General features: G+C 66.7%; 12 protein-coding genes. 11 read left to right on the top strand and 1 reads right to left on the bottom strand.

The window, feature by feature from the left end; genetic code table 11:
- Positions 1–14 precede the first annotated feature (14 nt).
- The 4 genes from BWQ92_RS21935 to BWQ92_RS21920 all read left to right on the top strand — a co-directional run bounded on the left by BWQ92_RS21935 (position 15) and on the right by BWQ92_RS21920 (position 3,905).
- On the top strand, positions 15–1,022 hold the full coding sequence (locus tag BWQ92_RS21935) for a TauD/TfdA family dioxygenase (protein WP_076803232.1): 1,008 nt from the start codon (positions 15–17) through the stop codon (positions 1,020–1,022).
- Positions 1,019–2,086: a 2,3-diaminopropionate biosynthesis protein SbnB gene (sbnB, locus tag BWQ92_RS21930; RefSeq protein ID WP_076803230.1), complete on the top strand. Its 1,068-nt coding sequence runs from the start codon at positions 1,019–1,021 to the stop codon at positions 2,084–2,086. The genes BWQ92_RS21935 and sbnB overlap by 4 nt, the downstream gene beginning before the upstream one ends.
- 80 nt (positions 2,087–2,166) lie before the next feature.
- Positions 2,167–3,276 carry a LuxE/PaaK family acyltransferase gene (locus BWQ92_RS21925; RefSeq protein WP_236783027.1) on the top strand — a complete coding sequence of 370 codons (1,110 nt, stop codon included), beginning with the start codon at positions 2,167–2,169 and terminating at the stop codon, positions 3,274–3,276.
- Between the two features lie 44 nt (positions 3,277–3,320).
- Positions 3,321–3,905, top strand: a complete 585-nt coding sequence (locus BWQ92_RS21920) for a hypothetical protein (RefSeq protein WP_157365237.1) — start codon at positions 3,321–3,323, stop codon at positions 3,903–3,905.
- Here BWQ92_RS21920 and BWQ92_RS21915 read toward each other — a convergent pair.
- Positions 3,892–6,438 (bottom strand): DEAD/DEAH box helicase, encoded by a 2,547-nt coding sequence (locus BWQ92_RS21915; protein WP_076803223.1) that lies wholly within the window; start codon positions 6,436–6,438, stop codon positions 3,892–3,894. The two genes, BWQ92_RS21920 and BWQ92_RS21915, sit on opposite strands and share 14 nt — an antisense overlap.
- A gap of 112 nt (positions 6,439–6,550) precedes the next feature.
- Here BWQ92_RS21915 and BWQ92_RS21910 point away from each other — a divergent pair, with 112 nt between their 5' ends.
- From BWQ92_RS21910 to BWQ92_RS21880, 7 genes are all read left to right on the top strand, one after another.
- Entirely contained in the window at positions 6,551–7,324 is a 774-nt protein-coding gene (locus tag BWQ92_RS21910; protein WP_157365236.1) for a trans-aconitate 2-methyltransferase, read from the top strand.
- Positions 7,325–7,446: 122 nt separating this feature from the next.
- Positions 7,447–9,261, top strand: a complete 1,815-nt coding sequence (locus BWQ92_RS21905; RefSeq protein ID WP_083706396.1) for an ABC transporter ATP-binding protein — start codon at positions 7,447–7,449, stop codon at positions 9,259–9,261.
- A gap of 13 nt (positions 9,262–9,274) precedes the next feature.
- The gene (locus BWQ92_RS21900) at positions 9,275–11,170 is read left to right on the top strand and encodes an ABC transporter ATP-binding protein (protein ID WP_076803890.1); all 1,896 of its coding nucleotides are present in this window, start codon (positions 9,275–9,277) and stop codon (positions 11,168–11,170) included.
- Positions 11,167–11,547, top strand: a complete 381-nt coding sequence (locus BWQ92_RS21895) for a GntR family transcriptional regulator (RefSeq protein ID WP_076803217.1) — start codon at positions 11,167–11,169, stop codon at positions 11,545–11,547. The genes BWQ92_RS21900 and BWQ92_RS21895 overlap by 4 nt, the downstream gene beginning before the upstream one ends.
- Before the next feature lie 60 nt (positions 11,548–11,607).
- Positions 11,608–14,532 carry an excinuclease ABC subunit UvrA gene (gene uvrA, locus BWQ92_RS21890; protein WP_076803215.1) on the top strand — a complete coding sequence of 975 codons (2,925 nt, stop codon included), beginning with the start codon at positions 11,608–11,610 and terminating at the stop codon, positions 14,530–14,532.
- A 169-nt stretch (positions 14,533–14,701) separates the two neighbouring features.
- Positions 14,702–15,418: an HAD hydrolase-like protein gene (locus BWQ92_RS21885; RefSeq protein ID WP_076803214.1), complete on the top strand. Its 717-nt coding sequence runs from the start codon at positions 14,702–14,704 to the stop codon at positions 15,416–15,418.
- Positions 15,405–16,073, top strand: coding sequence for a lysophospholipid acyltransferase family protein (locus tag BWQ92_RS21880; protein ID WP_076803212.1), 669 nt, complete (start codon positions 15,405–15,407; stop codon positions 16,071–16,073). Before BWQ92_RS21885 ends, BWQ92_RS21880 begins: the two co-directional genes overlap by 14 nt.
- Positions 16,074–16,081 lie beyond the last annotated feature (8 nt).

Here is a 16,081-nt window from a genome sequence, read left to right as displayed (position 1 = left end):
CGGAAGGACCTCTGATGTCGTCTCCTACACCCAGGATCCAGTTCGACGTGGAACGCCAAGCCGGCCGGGCGCCGCTGCTCATCGTCGAGCACGGCCACGACCCTGTGCAGTGGGCCGAAGAGAACCGTGAGGCGCTGCGTGCGGCGGTTGATGAGCACGGCGCCGTCCTGGTCCGCGGCCTGGGCCTCGGTGATCCAGCCGAAGTGGCCGATACCTTCCAACGGCTGATTTCAGGCGGCCTCATGCCGGACCGGGAGGCTTTCGCCGCCAGGCAGCCCTACCTGGACGGCGTGTACTCATCCCTGACGTGGCCCGTGAACCAGCCTATGTGCATGCACCACGAGCTCAGCTACGCGCTTGAGTTCCCCGGCCTGATGCTCTTCGCCTGTCTTCAGGCACCGAGCGCCGGCGGGGTGACCGGTGTGGCGGACGCCCGCACCGTGCTCGATGCCATACCGCCGGACATCATCCGCCGGTTTGAAAGCGAGGGGTGGCTGCTCGCCCGAAGCTACAACGAGGACATCGGTGCCTCCTATGAGGAGGCGTTCGGGGTCTCGGACCGCGCGGACGTCGAGAGCTACTGCCGGGCGCACGGGATCGAGTTCGAGTGGCAGCCCGACGGGGAGCTGCGCACCCGGCAACGGCGCCCTGCCGTGGTCCGGCACCCGGCGACCGGCCAACGCTGTTGGTTCAACCAGGTTGCGTTCCTGAGCGAATGGACGATCGCACCCGAGGTGCGGGAGTACCTGGTGGACGTCTACGGTCCAGATGGGCTGCCATTCAACACCCGCTTCGGCAATGGCGAGCCGATCGGCGAGGAAATCATTGCCCTCCTGAACGAGGTCTACGAGGCCCACACCCTCCGCACCCCCTGGGAGACGGGGGACCTCATGCTGGTCGACAACATCGGCATGGCCCACAGCCGCGAGGCCTATGAGGGGCCCCGGGAGATTCTTGTCGGCATGGCCGAGCCGCAGAACATTTTCGATCTCGATAACCACAACGAGGATGGTGCACTATGACAGAGCTTGCCACTACCCCAGTCGCAGCGGCCGCAGAACCAAAGACGGTTCCGCCCTTCGCGGTCATTGCAGGGACCCAAGTGCAGCACGTGCTCCAGGGCCGGGAGAAGCAGATCGTCGAACTTGTCGAGCAGACGTACCGGGTGCATGCAGCCGGAGACTCGGTGAACCCGCCGTCCTATTTCCTGCGCTTCCCGGACCGGCCCACCTCGCGCATCATCGCCCTGCCGGCCTCGATCGGCGGACAGGTGGAGGTTGACGGCATTAAGTGGGTCTCCAGCTTCCCGGACAACGTGTCGTCCGGGATTCCGCGCGCCTCAGCGGTGTTGATCCTCAACAACCGGGAAACGGGCTACCCCTTCGCCTGCATGGAGGGCTCCATCATCAGCGCCTCCAGGACGGCTGCATCGGCCGCCGCGGCTGCGGACTGGCTCAGCCGGGGACGCGGGCGTCCCCGGCGTATCGGGTTCTTCGGCGTTGGCCTCATTGCCCGCTACATCCACACCTTCCTGAAGGCCACCGACTGGTCCTTCGACGAGATCGGGGTGTTCGACCTCTCGGCTGAGAGCGCCGAGGGTTTCAAGGGCTACCTCGAGCGCAGCGGGACCGGAGCACGGGTGACCGTGCACAACGGCCCCGAGCAGCTGATCAGGAGCAGCGACCTGGTCGTGTTCGCCACGGTGGCGGGCCAGCCGCACGTGCACGATACGACGTGGTTCGCACACAACCCGTTGGTGCTGCACGTGTCCCTGCGCGATCTGGCCCCTGAGATCCTGTTGGCCTCGACCAACATCCTCGACGACGTCGACCACTGCCTGAAAGCCGGGACATCGGCCCATCTCGCGGAGCAGATGGTCGGCAAGAGGGACTTCGTGGACGGCACCCTGGCCGACGTCATGGACGGCAAGGTCTCGCCGCCGGACGACCGGCCCATCGTGTTTTCACCCTTCGGCCTTGGCGTGCTCGACCTGGCAGTGGGCAAGTACGTCTACGACGAACTTGCCCGCAGCGGCCAGCTCCGGACGGTCGAGGACTTCTTTTCCGAGTTGCGCCGGTATGGCTAACCCTGCGACGCAACCCATCCATCGGTACACACCCACCGAGGAGTGACACAATGCTCTCGTTACCACAAATGCTAGGGAATGTGTCCAAGGCCTACGCCCAGTCGCCTGATGACTGGGCACGGTCAGTCACCGACGTCCTGCGCGACGCCGCGATCTACCACCAGGCCGGAAACGGCTACTACCGCGCCCAGTGTGACGCGTTGGGAGTCGATCCTGCCGCCATCAACGACATCAACGACCTGCAAGCCCTGCCACTGTTGCCGGTTGGCTTGTTCAAACGTCCCGACGCCAGGGCGCTGCTCACCTGCTCCCTGGCCGACGTCGAGACCGAAACCCGCTCCAGTGGAACCCGTGGTGTCCTGTCTGTCGCCCCCCGCAACAGCGAGACATTGACCCTGGCGCTGGTCGGCCTGATCGGGATCTACCGGGAGTTCTTCAGCCTGTCCGGGGGCGCGGGACTTTTCCTGAATCCGTCGGACCCCGAAGCTTCGGAGATGGGACTGCTCAAGGACCTGAACATCCTGAACAGCGTCTTCGACCACCACACGTATCTCGTTGCCGACGAGGCGTTCGACGCCGGGGTGGCCCTGGAGGAACTACGCCGGTGGAAGAGCCATATGACACGCCACATCGTCGGTCCGCCGTTCCTCATCGGCCAACTGCTCCGGTTCATCGAGCGGGAGGAGATCAATCTGCGCCTGGACCCGTACAGCATGATCATCACCCTCGGCGGCTGGAAGCGGCACACCGACGAGGCCATCTCTGACGAACGCTTTCGGGAGCGGTGCCACGACTTGCTCGGCGTGCGCGCGGAGAACGTGCGCGACATGTACGGGCTGATCGAGTCGAACATGCTCGCTGTCGAATGCCACCTGCATCGCAAGCACGTTCCGCCCTGGTGCTACATCTCCATCCGGGGCCCTGGCCAGGACGGCAAGGAGCTCGCCCCGGGGGAGACCGGCACCATCGCCGTCCTGGACGCCCTCAGCACCAGCTACCCCGGCTTCCTCCTCACCGACGACATGGGCGACGTCGAGACCGGCACCTGCGGGTGCGGCAGAACAGGCCAGGTCATCAACTTCCGCCGCCGGGGGCCGGACGGCGGGCGTGGTCACTGCCCTGTCAGCATCGAGCGCTACCTCAGTGCGGGCACCGCCGTCGCTGAGGCGCCGGCTCTCGTTAAGGCCTGATTTCGGCGCCTCAGCAGGAACCGGTACCGACGATGGTCAGTCAGATGCATGAAGTGACGGCGGGCGGCAGCATGCCGCCCGCCGTGCAGACCGATCCGGCTGCGAATGTGCGTGCCGGCGTTACAGTCTATTTTCTGGGCGGCGAGCAGAACCTGCTCTACGTTGAGGTCAACGGGCAGTGGGTGGAATACGTCAAGTCCGCCCCGCCGTCGCAGGATCAGAGGCCGGTAACTCAAGCGCCGCTGACCCAGCCAATTCCGCACACGGATACACGCCAGAATGCCCGGCCAAGCCCTGATGCCTGGCCGACCCCTGTCCACTGGGCCGGTTACACCTGCCACAGTCCCGACGAATTGACACGGGAACGCAAGCGCCGGGTCTACTACGATCCCGCAACGAGGCCGGATCTGTTATCCGCGGGGAACGGTGGGACGCCCGCGCTGCCCTTGCCGGTCCTGGAGCTTGCCGGACACCACGAGGACACGGCACCGTGGCTCGATCCTGACACAGGGGAGCGTTTCTCCCCGGAGCAGGCCAGCATGGTCCTGAAGCTGCTGAGGTACGCCCCGCGTAAGTCATCTACGGCTCTGGCCGGTTGGCAATACACTGCCCGTCTCAGAGCCGGTTGACTCCGGTCACCCGGACCACCGCAGTGCCCGTCTCGTCCGAGGCCGCAAGATCCACCTCCGCGGAGATTCCCCAGTCGTGGTTGCCCGCGGGGTCATCGAAGATCTGCCGGACCTTCCAGACACCGGGCTCCTCGGTGATGATGAGCAACCCCGGACCGCGTGCGTCTGGGCCGGTGCCGATGTCGTCATGCTCGTCGAAGTAATCGTCCAGCGCGTCTTCCCAGCGGTCGGCATCCCAGCCGGCGTCGCCGTCGAGCTCTCCGAGGGCAGTGGCGTCCTCGTCGGCGAAAAGCTCCACGCGCCGGAACATTTCGTTCCGCACCATGACCCGGAAGGCCCGGATGTTGGACGTGAGCGACGGCGGCGGCGGAGGCGGTGCATCGTGCGGCGTGGGTGCCGCGCCCGATGTCAGTTCCTCCCACTCGTCCAGGAGGCTGGAATCCACCTGCCGGACCAGCTCGCCCAGCCAGGCGACCAGGTCCTCGAGGTCCTCCCGCAGCGCGTCCTGCGGCACGGTCTGCCGGAGTGCCTTGAAACCGTCCGCAAGGTACCGCAGCACGATGCCCTCGGACCGGGCCAGGCCGTAGAACTGCACGAACTCCCCGAAGTTCATGGCGCGCTCGTACATGTCCCGGATGACCGACTTGGGTGCCAGTTCGAAGTCGCCCACCCACGGCGCCGCCTTCCGGTACACCTCGAAGGCCTCGCCGAGGATTTCCGCAAGCGGCTGGGGATAGGTGACCTCGTCGAGCATGGCCATCCGCTGGTCATACTCGATGCCGTCCGCCTTCATGGCAGCCACAGCTTCGCCGCGTGCCTTCTTCTGCTGCGCGGAGAGGATCTGCCGCGGCTTCTCCAGCGTGGCCTCAATCACTGAAACCACATCGAGGGCGTAGGACGGCGACTCGGGGTCCAGCAGGTCCAGGGCGGCCAAAGCGAACGGGGACAGCGGCTGGTTCAGCGCGAAGTTCGGCTGCAGGTGGACGGTCAGGCGCACCGTACGGCCGTCCGTCCCCTGCTCCGCAACCGGGATGCGCTCCACAACCTCGGCCGCCAGCAACTCCCGGTAGATGCCCAGCGCCTTCTTCATGAGGCGCAGCTGCGAGGGCCGGCCTTCGTGGTTTTCAGTGAGGAGGCGGCGCGCCGCGGGGAACGGGTCGCCCGGCCGCTCCATAAGGTTCATCAGCATCGCATGGGTCACGGTGAAGCTGGAGTTCAGCGGCTCCGGAACCGACTCCACCAGCCTGTTGTACGTCGGCTCACCCCAGGACACGAACCCCTCGGGCGGCTTCTTCTTCACCACCTGGCGCAGCTTCCGCTGGTCATCGCCGAACTTGGCGGTGGCCTTGGCCATCGCCTTCACGTTCTCCACGACGTGTTCGGGAGCCTGGACCACCACGGTGCCGGCGGTGTCGTAGCCGGCCCGGCCGGCCCTTCCGGCGATCTGGTGGAACTCACGGGAGTTAAGCAGGCGGGTGCGTACGCCGTCGTACTTGCTCAGTGCGGTGAGCACGACGGTGCGGATGGGCACGTTGATTCCCACGCCCAGCGTGTCCGTGCCGCAGATGACCTTGAGCAGGCCGGCCTGGGCCAGCTGTTCCACGAGCCGGCGGTACTTGGGCAGCATGCCCGCGTGGTGGACGCCGATGCCGTGCCGGACCAGGCGGTTCAACGTCTTGCCAAAGCCCGCGGCGAAACGGAAGTTCGCGATGAGCTCTGCTATCTTGTCCTTCTCCTCGCGCGTGCACATGTTGATGCTCATCAGCGTCTGTGCGCGTTCAATGGCTTCCGCCTGGCTGAAGTGCACCACGTAGACCGGGACTTCTCTGGTCCCCAGCAGCTCCTCGAGCGTCTCGTGGACGGGCGTCTCGCGGTAGTAGTAGTGCAGCGGGATCGGGCGTTCGGCCGAGCTGACAGTAGTGGTGGTCCGGCCCGTCAGTTCGGTCATGCCGGCTTCGAAGCGGCTGACGTCGCCCAGCGTGGCAGACATCAGGAGGAACTGTGCCTGCGGAAGCTCCAGCAGCGGAACCTGCCAGGCCCAGCCGCGCTGCGGATCGGAGTAGAAATGGAACTCGTCCATGATGACGGCGCCCAGTTCGGCCGCCGCACCTTCACGCAGGGCGGTGTTGGCCAGGATTTCGGCCGTGCAGCAGATGATCGGGGCGTCCTGGTTAACCCCGGAGTCGCCGGTGATCATGCCGACGTTCTCCGCCCCGAAGATCTCGCAGAGGGCAAAGAACTTTTCGGACACCAGGGCCTTGATGGGGGCGGTGTAGTAACTGCGTTCGCCGCGGGCCATCGCCTGGAAATGGGCCGCTATGGCAACCAGGGACTTGCCCGAGCCCGTGGGCGTTGCGAGGATCACGTTGGCGCCGGAGGCCAGCTCCATGATGGCCTCGTCCTGGGCCGGGTAGAGCTGCAGGCCGCGGCTTTCGGTCCACTCCACGAAACGCTCGTACAGCGTGTCCGGGTCCGCGCCGGTCCCGGTGGTGATCCGTGCGGACGGGGCGGGGAGCTGTTCAACGAGTTTCATTGCTTTCCAGCTTAGTGCCAGCGCGTCCCTGAACGGTTTCGTGCCGGCCCGGCGCTAGGCTCGCACTGCCAGGACAATGCACCTGTCCGGACCGTTCGACCGAGGAGGCCATGTGTGGGATCCCGCCCAATACGTTCAGTTCGGGGACTACCGGCAGCGCCCCTTCTTTGACCTGACGGGCCGGGTCCTCGCCGATGCCCCGCGGGAAGTGGTGGACCTGGGCTGCGGCCCCGGCAACCTGACGGCCACACTCGCGGCACGGTGGCCATCCGCGCGGGTGGTGGGAGTCGACTCCTCCGCGGAGATGCTGGCCACGGCCGAACAGCACCGGCAGTCCGCGCCTGGACTGGAGTTCACCCTCGGGGACATCGCTTCCTGGTTGCCCTCCGAAGACACGGACGTGGTGGTGAGCAACGCTGCCCTGCAGTGGGTTCCCGGGCACCCGGAGCTGCTGGCCGGCTGGCTGAAGGCGCTGAAACCGGGCGCGTGGTTCGCCCTCCAGGTGCCGGGCAACTTTACTGCGGCGTCCCACACCCTGATGCGGGAGGTTGCCGAGTCGCCAAAGTGGGCCGGCAAGCTCGCCGGCGTGCTCCGCCACGACGAAGCGGTGGCGCCGCCCGCCCGCTACCTGGAAATCATGCTCGACGCCGGATGTGCAGCGGATGCGTGGGAGACCACCTACCAGCAGGTGCTCACCGGTGAAAACCCGGTGCTGGACTGGGTGCGGGGCGCAGGCCTGCGGCCCGTGCTGGCAGCGCTGTCCCCGGATGAAGTGGCCGGGTTCGAGGCCGAATACGGCGCCCGGCTGGCAGACGCCTATCCGGCCACAGCGCACGGCACGGTATATCCGTTCCGCAGGATCTTCGCGGTAGCCCGGAAGCTTTAGGGCAGCTGCTCCCGCCGCGCGGGCCACACCCGCGCGGTCCCATGTGATCTGGCTTACAATGGCCAAGCGGTTATTGGGGACCGGCCTAGGCTCCCTTACGCCCTGGCGATGGAGGAGGTGCGGTGCTGATTGGCTTAATGCTCCGCCTCCTCGGTGAGCACCGGGCCGCTGTTTGGGCGATTATCGTGCTGCAGGTGGTGCAGACAGCGGGAAACCTGCTGCTGCCGACCCTGAATGCCAGCATCATCGACGACGGGATCCTCGCCGGCCAGCCCGGGGTGATCCTGGCGCTCGGCGGCTGGATGCTGGTGCTGACCGCCATGCAGGCCGCCGCAGCCCTGGGCGCCGGGTACCTCGGGGCCGGCGTCGCCATGAAGATCGGCCACCGCCTGCGGCGGGAGTTGTTCTCCCAGGTCCAGGCCATGTCTTCGCAGGAGATCGGGACGTTCGGCACGCCCAGCCTCGTCACCAGGACCACCAACGATGTCCAGCAAATCCAGACCTTCGCCGTCCTGGTGTTCACCATGCTCGCCGCGGCGCCGGTCATGGGCATCGGCGGCATCATCCTGGCCGTCCAGCAGAACGCGGCCCTGTCCGCCGTCGTGATTGTCATAGTCCCGGTGCTGGTGCTCATCATGTACCTGATCGTGCGCCGCCTCATCCCGCTCTACCGCCAGGGCCAGGCACTCATCGATAACATCACCCGGATCCTGCGCGAACAGATCATCGGCGCGAACGTCATCCGAGGCTTCGTCCGGCAAAAGCATGAGGTTGCGCGCTTTGCGGAAGCGAACCGGCGGCTGACCCGGAACAACCTCCAGTCGGCGCTCCTGGTCGCGGGCATGCTTCCGATGATCATGATCGTGGTGAACCTCTCGTCCGTGGCGGTGGTCTGGTTCGGCGGGCACCTGATCAGCAGCGGCAGGATGGAAGTGGGCGCCCTGACGGCCTTCATCGCCTACATCCTGCAGATCCTGCTGGCCATCATGATGGCCATGTACGTGTTCAGCACCGCGCCGCGCGCTGCCGTCTGCGCCGAACGGATCCAGGACGTCCTGGACGTGACGCCGGCTCTGGCAGTGGCCACAGGGGCGGCGGCAGCGCCGCCCGCCTCGGCAGCGGCGCCGGCCTCCTCCGCCGTGCCGGGCTCGGCAGTGGCCGCCGGGGCGGAGCCAGCGCCGGAGCCGGCAGCCGGCGGGGGAGTCCAGTTCAGCCACGTCTGGTTCGCCTACCCCGGGGCCGAGTCACCCGTCCTGGCCGACATCTCCTTTTCAGCCTGGCCGGGCACCACCACGGCCATCATCGGTCAGACAGGCAGCGGCAAGACCACGCTGCTGAACCTCCTGCCGCGGTTCCTCGACGCCACAACCGGTGAGGTCCGGTTCGGCGGCGCCGATGTCCGGACACTTCAGCCCGGCCGGCTGCGCCAGCGGATTTCGGCGGTGCCGCAGCACTCCTACCTGTTCGCAGGCACCGTGGCGAGCAACCTGCGGATGGCCGCGCCGGACGCCACCGAGGACGACCTCTGGCAGGCCCTGCAGCTGGCGCAGGCCGAGGACTTCGTCCGCGCGTTCCCGGACGGTCTCCAGGCCGCCGTCGCGCAGGGCGGGGCCGGGCTTTCGGGCGGGCAGCGGCAGCGCCTATGCATCGCCCGCGCGGTGCTCCGCAGTGCGGACGTCTACCTTTTTGACGACAGTTTTTCCGCCCTGGACTATGCCACCGAGTCCGCGGTCCGGCAGGCGCTGGCATCCAGGCTGGAAGCAGCCACGGTGCTCATGGTGGCCGAACGCATCCCCAGCATCATGGACGCGGACCGGATCCTGGTACTGGAGGAAGGTCGGCTGGTGGCACAGGGGACCCACGCCGAACTGCTCGCAGTGTCGCCCACCTACCGGGAAACCGCAGAATTCCAGCTGGCCCTGGATGAACAGCCGTGAAAAGCGGGCGCCCATGAAGGGCACGCACGCAGCCAAGCGCACCACCGGCAGCTTTGTGCCGGCGGCCAAACGCCTCCTGGGACTCCTGCGCCCCTCAAGGCGCAGGATGACCGTGGCGATCGCGGCCACCTGCGGTTTCGCCGCCCTCAACGTGACGGCTCCCAAGCTTCTCGGTGACGCCACCGACGTCGTCGTGGACGGTTTCATACGCGGCACATTCGACGCCGGGAAGCTGGCGGCCCTGCTTGGCGTGGTCGCGCTGATGTATGTCGGCACCTCGATCTTCAACTGGGTCCAGGGAGCCCTGACCGCACAGGCGGTGCAGCGGCTTGTCTTCCGCCTCCGCGCCGCAGTCGAGGACAAACTGCACCGGCTGCCGTCGTCGCACTTCCATGAGCAGGCCAGGGGCGATGTCCTCAGCCGGGCCACCAACGATGTCGACAACATCTCCCAGGCGCTCACCCAATTGCTCACGCAGCTGATCATGTCCGTTCTGATGCTGTGCGGCTCGCTGGCCATGATGCTGTGGATCTCGCCGCTGCTGGCCGCCATCGCCCTGATCTCGGTTCCGGTTTCCACGCTGATAACGGTGTACATGGCCCGCCAGTCGCAGACCTACTTCGCGGCCCAGTGGGCATCCACCGGGGAGCTGAACGCCCACGTCGAGGAATTCATCACCGGGCACGAGGTCATCAAGGCGTTCGGGCAGCAGGACGCGGCGTCGGCCGTATTCGGCCGCGGCAACGACCGGCTGGCGCGCACCAGCGCACGTGCCCAGTTCGTGTCCGGAGCGGTGCAGCCGCTCATGGTCTTCGTCGCCAATATCAACTACGTGGCGGTGGCCGTCGTCGGCGCCCTGCAGGTGGCGGCGGGAGCCATGACGATCGGCGGCATCCAGGCCTTCATCCAGTTCAGCCGCCTGTTCACCCAGCCCATGGGGCAAATCGGCGGCATGCTCACCCTGATGCAGTCCTGCGCCGCCTCGGCCGAGCGTGTGTTCGCCCTGCTTGACGAGCCCGAGATCCCGCGCGAGGACGGCGTTCCGGCCGGCCAGGTGCCCCCATCCGGCCAGGGGAACCTGTCCGCCCAAGGGAGCCTGCGCGGCCGGATTGAGTTCGAGGACGTGACCTTTGCCTACACCCCCGGGGCTCCGGCGGTCAGCGGGCTGTCCTTCTCCGTCCTCCCGGGACAGACCGTGGCCATCGTGGGACACACCGGTGCCGGCAAGACCACGGTGGTTAACCTCCTCATGCGCTTCTACGAACCGGATTCGGGGCGCATCACCATCGACGGCACGGACATCGCCACCGTGCCGGTGGACTCACTGCGGTCCAATTTCGCCGTGGTCATGCAGGACGTGTGGCTGTTCAGCGGCACCGTGCGCGAAAACATCGAGTATGGCTGGCCGGGCGCGGACGACGACCGCATCCTGGCAGCGGCCGAGGCCAGCCATGTGGACCACTTCGTGCGGTCGCTGCCCGCCGGCTACGCAACGGTCCTGGGCGACGACGGCGATTCGCTGAGCCAGGGCCAGCGGCAGCTGATCACCATCGCCCGGGCCCGGCTCGCCGACCGCAGCGTCCTCATCCTGGACGAGGCAACAAGCTCGGTGGACACCCGCACCGAGGTGCAGATCAAACTTGCCATGAACCGGCTGAGGCAGGGCCGGACGAGCTTCATCATTGCCCACAGGTTGTCCACCGTGCGCGACGCTGATCTAATTCTCGTCATGGATCACGGACGCATTGTTGAACAGGGGACGCACAGCAGCCTGCTGTCCGTGGACGGCCACTACAGGCACCTGTACGAAGCCCAGTTCCGGGGGGTGGACCGCGAACTCGGGGCAATCCGCCGGCCCCGCGGCCGGCACGCCGCCGGCCAGCAGCGCTACCGGGAGCTGGGCCTGTGACCGGCGGAGATGCCTTCCCCGGGCAGTGGAAGCCGAACACCGGCAGCTCCGTGGCACTCTTTGAGCAGCTGCGGCTCTACGTGATCGAACAGGCGGACCAGGGCAAGCTCGCCCCGGGCACCAGGCTGCCCGCAGTGCGGACCCTGGCCGGGACCCTCGGCGTCGCACCCCACACCGTGGCCCGGGCGTACAAGGAACTCGAAGCAGCGGGAGTCGTCGCCACGAAGGGCCGTAACGGAACGGTTGTCTGCGCCCGCGACGAACGGTGGGGGGCGTTGTCCGAGGCCGCAGCAGAATATGCGGCAGCGGCAAAATCACAGGGAGCCACGTTCGCGCAGGCAGTACATCTGCTGGCGGCCGCCTACGACGCCGACTAGCGGACGTGGCGTAGCACACCCGCGTGGATATTCGAAGAAGTTTTCGACTAGCATTAGTGGGTGCCTAAAGCCGTAGCTGAAGAAACCGCTGTCGCCCCCTCCGCCGTCGTCCCCTTAAGCCCCGCCAAACCGGCGCGCCCGGACCTTTCCCGGCTGGTGGTCAAGGGCGCACGCGAGCACAACCTGCGCAACGTCGACCTCGACCTGCCGCGCGATGCCATGATCGTCTTTACGGGCCTGTCCGGCTCCGGCAAGTCCTCCCTGGCCTTCGATACCATCTTCGCCGAGGGCCAGCGCCGCTACGTCGAATCGCTCTCGGCCTACGCCCGGCAGTTCCTGGGCCAGGTGGACAAGCCCGACGTCGACTTCATCGAGGGCCTGTCTCCGGCGGTCTCGATCGACCAGAAGTCCACCAGCAAGAACCCGCGCTCCACCGTGGGCACCATCACTGAAATTTACGACTACATGCGTCTCCTGTGGGCACGCGTAGGCCGGCCGCACTGCCCGGTGTGCGGCGAGCCCGTGATCAAGCAGACCCCGCAGCAGATCGTGGACCAGCTGCTCGAGCTGGAGGCCGGCACCCGTTTCCAGATCCTCGCCCCGGTTGTGCGCGGGCGCAAGGGTGAGTTCGTGGACCTCTTCAAGGAACTGACCGCCAAGGGCTATTCGCGCGCCCGGGTGGACGGCGACCTCATCCAGCTGAGCGATCCGCCCAAGCTTGGCAAGCAGTTCAAGCACACCATCGAGGTGGTGGTGGACCGGCTCGTGGTCAAGGAAGGCATCCGCCAGCGACTGACGGATTCCATCGAGACAGCGCTGGGCCTCGCCGAGGGACGCGTCCTGGCTGACTTCGTGGATCTCGACGCCGACGATCCCCACCGCACGCGTGCCTTCTCGGAGAACCTGGCCTGCCCCAACGAGCACCCGCTGGCCATCGACGAGATCGAGCCCCGGTCGTTCTCATTCAACAACCCCTTCGGCGCCTGCTCGGTCTGCAGCGGCATCGGCACCCGGCTGGAAGTGGATGAGGAACTCATCATTCCCAACCCGGAGCTCGCGCTGGAGGACGGAGCGATCGCCCCGTGGTCCCTCGGCACCGCGACCACCGAATACTGGAACCGGCTGCTCGGCGGACTCGCCCTGGAGCTCGGGTTCTCCATGAGCACGCCGTGGCAGGACCTGCCCAAGGACGTCCGGCAGACCGTCCTGCACGGCAAAGACCACAAGGTTGTAGTGCAGTACCGCAACCGCTTCGGCCGGGAGCGCAAGTACAGCACCGGCTTCGAGGGCGTGGTGCAGTATGTGCACCGCAAGCACACCGAAACCGAGTCCGACTACGCCCGGGACCGGTACGAGGAATACATGCGGCAGATCCCCTGCCCCGCCTGCGACGGTGCGCGGCTGAACCCGGCGTCGCTCTCGGTTCTCATCAATGGCAAGTCCATTGCCGACGTCGCACGACTGCCCATGCGTGAATGCGCAGCATTCCTGGACAACCTCGTGCTGACCGGCCGGGAGGCGCAGATTGCGCACCAGGTCCTCAAGGAGATCCAGGCCCGCCTGACCTTCCTGCTGGACGTGGGCCTGGAGTACCTGAACCTGGAACGCCCCTCCGGCACGCTCTCCGGCGGTGAAGCCCAGCGCATCCGCTTGGCCACCCAGATCGGCTCGGGCCTCGTGGGCGTCCTCTACGTCCTGGACGAGCCCTCCATCGGACTCCACCAGCGGGACAACCGGCGCCTGATCGAAACCCTCACCCGGCTGCGGGACCTGGGCAACACGCTCATCGTGGTCGAGCACGACGAGGACACCATCCACGAAGCGGACTGGATCGTGGACATCGGCCCGGGCGCCGGCGAGCACGGCGGACAGGTGGTCCATTCCGGGTCCTACAAGGAACTCCTGGAGAACACGAAGTCCCTCACCGGCGACTACCTCTCCGGCCGGAAGAGCATCGACGTCCCCAAGAAGCGGCGCAAGTACGACAAGAAGCGCGAACTGAAGGTGGTCGGCGCGCGCGAAAACAACCTCGTCAACGTCGATGCCGCCTTCCCCCTGGGCCTGTTCACCGCCGTGACCGGCGTCAGCGGCTCCGGCAAATCCACCCTGGTCAACGAGATCCTGTACAAGGTGCTCGCCAACAAGCTCAACGGCGCCAAGCAGGTGGCCGGCCGCCACCGCACCGTTCAGGGCCTCGAGCACCTCGACAAGGTGGTCCACGTGGACCAGAGCCCGATCGGCCGCACCCCGCGGTCCAACCCGGCCACGTACACGGGCGTGTTCGACCACATCCGGAAGCTCTTCGCCGAGACCACCGAGGCCAAAGTCCGCGGCTACCTTCCCGGACGGTTCTCCTTCAACGTCAAGGGCGGCCGCTGCGAAGCCTGCTCCGGTGACGGCACCCTGAAGATCGAGATGAACTTCCTGCCGGACGTCTACGTTCCCTGCGAGGTCTGCCACGGCGCCCGGTACAACCGCGAAACCCTCGAGGTGCACTACAAGGGCAAGACCATCGCGGACGTGCTGAACATGCCCATCGAGGAGGGTGCCGAGTTCTTCGCGGCTTTCTCCCCGATCGCGCGCCACCTCAAGACGCTCGTGGACGTCGGCCTCGGATACGTCCGGCTGGGCCAGCCCGCCACCACGCTGTCCGGCGGTGAGGCGCAGCGCGTCAAGCTGGCAGCCGAACTCCAGAAACGGTCCAACGGGCGCAGCGTCTACGTCCTGGACGAGCCCACCACCGGGCTCCACTTCGAGGACATCCGCAAGCTGCTCATGGTGCTGCAGGGGCTCGTGGACAAGGGCAACACGGTCATCACCATCGAGCACAACCTCGACGTCATCAAGAGCGCCGACTGGATCGTGGACCTGGGCCCCGACGGCGGCTCCGGCGGCGGCCGCATCGTGGCCTCCGGTACGCCCGAGCAGGTTTCCAAGTCGTCCGAAAGCCACACCGCCAAGTTCCTGGCCGAGATCCTCGGCTAAGGCGCGCGTCGGGCGCTCCAGCCACAGCGATGGCCGCCAGATCGACTGGCGGGCCATCGCTGTTTCCCGGGTCCCGCCGTCGTTCTCCGAAACTCTTCATCAGCGGCGGAAGTATGCCTTGGATGGCATACGAGTTTGAGCAGGCGTGCCGCCATGAGAAACTAAGCCGGTGACTTCAACAACAGTGCCCGTGATCTTCGACCTGGACGGCACTCTTGTCGATCCGGCCGGCGGGATTACAGGCGGAATTGCCGCGGCCCTCACAGAACATGGTCTTCCCGTTCCGAGTCAGGACCTGCTGGATGCCATGGTAGGCCCCAAGCTGAGCGACTCCCTGCTGAACGTGGCGGCTGTTCCGCCGGCCATGCTCAAGGCGGTCATCCGGACCTACCGGATGCACTACCTTGACGTCGGCATCGCCCAGAGCCGCCTGTACCCGGGCATCATTGAGCTGCTGGACGAGTACGTGGAAGCGGGACGCCCCGTGGCAGTGGCGACGCAAAAGCCTGAAGGTCTCGCGAACATCGTGCTTGAGCACCACAGGATCGCACGCCAGTTCCTCGCTATCAGGGGCTCGGCCGCGGACGAGACCGCAGCGGCAGCCGGCCCGGTTGGCAAGACCGGCATCATCGCCGCTGCCATGGCGTCCCTCCACACGCAGCACGCCGTGATGGTGGGCGACCGTGCCCAGGACGTGGCAGGAGCACTGGCCAACGGACTCGACTGCATCGGCGTGAGCTGGGGTTTTGCGCCCGACGGCGAACTGGAGGAAGCGGGAGCCGTGGCCGTCGTGCACAGCACCGACAGCCTGCGCGCCAAGGTCGAGGAACTGGAGAACGTCCGTACCGCAGCCATGAGCGAGGTGCGCAACGATGGAGCTGTTTGACGGAGTCCGCTGGACCACGCGCACCCTCATCTCCGGCACCTGCCGGCCCACCGTCATCGGGCTCGAGAATGTGCCCAAGAGCGGGCCGTTCATTGTGGCGCCGAACCACCTGTCCTTCCTGGACAGCGTGATCGTCCAGGCGCTCATGCCCCGGCCCGTGGCGTTCTTTGCCAAGGCTGAATACTTCACCACCAAGGGCCTCAAAGGGCGCGTGATGAAGTCCTTCTTCACCGCCGTCGGTTCCATTCCCGTCGAACGCGGCGAGCAGGCGGCGAGCGTGCAGGCCCTCAAGACGCTCCTGGACATCCTCGAGGACGGCAGGGGCATCGGCATCTACCCCGAGGGCACCCGGTCCCGCGACGGGATCCTGTACCGCGGCCGGACCGGTGTCGGCTGGCTGGCCCTCACCACGGGGGCGCCGGTCATTCCGGTGGGACTGATCGGCACCGAAAAGCTGCAGCCCGCCGGCCGCAACGCCGTCTCGCCCCAGCACTTCACCATGAAGGTGGGGGAGCCGCTCTACTTCGACAGGACCGGCCCCGACCACTCCCTCCCCGCGCGGCGCCAGGTCACCGACAAGATCATGGATGCCATCGCCGAGCTCAGCGGCCAGCAGCGCTCCACCAGCTACAACCAGAGCAAGGTCATCGAGTAGGCGCTGGC

The organism is Arthrobacter sp. QXT-31, assembly GCF_001969265.1.
Taxonomy (GTDB): Bacteria; Actinomycetota; Actinomycetes; order Actinomycetales; family Micrococcaceae; genus Arthrobacter.
Note: the sequence above shows the minus strand (reverse complement) of the source record. Positions and strands in the feature narration are given on the sequence as shown.

Excerpts from the sequence above, each read along its gene's own strand:
- BWQ92_RS21935 (WP_076803232.1), top strand. The coding sequence starts at position 15 with ATGTCGTCTCCTACACCCAGGATCCAGTTCGACGTGGAACGCCAAGCC.
- sbnB (WP_076803230.1), top strand. The coding sequence starts at position 1,019 with ATGACAGAGCTTGCCACTACCCCAGTCGCAGCGGCCGCAGAACCAAAG.
- BWQ92_RS21920 (WP_157365237.1), top strand. The coding sequence starts at position 3,321 with ATGCATGAAGTGACGGCGGGCGGCAGCATGCCGCCCGCCGTGCAGACC.
- BWQ92_RS21915 (WP_076803223.1), bottom strand. The coding sequence starts at position 6,438 with ATGAAACTCGTTGAACAGCTCCCCGCCCCGTCCGCACGGATCACCACC.
- BWQ92_RS21900 (WP_076803890.1), top strand. The coding sequence starts at position 9,275 with ATGAAGGGCACGCACGCAGCCAAGCGCACCACCGGCAGCTTTGTGCCG.
- BWQ92_RS21880 (WP_076803212.1), top strand. The coding sequence starts at position 15,405 with ATGGAGCTGTTTGACGGAGTCCGCTGGACCACGCGCACCCTCATCTCC.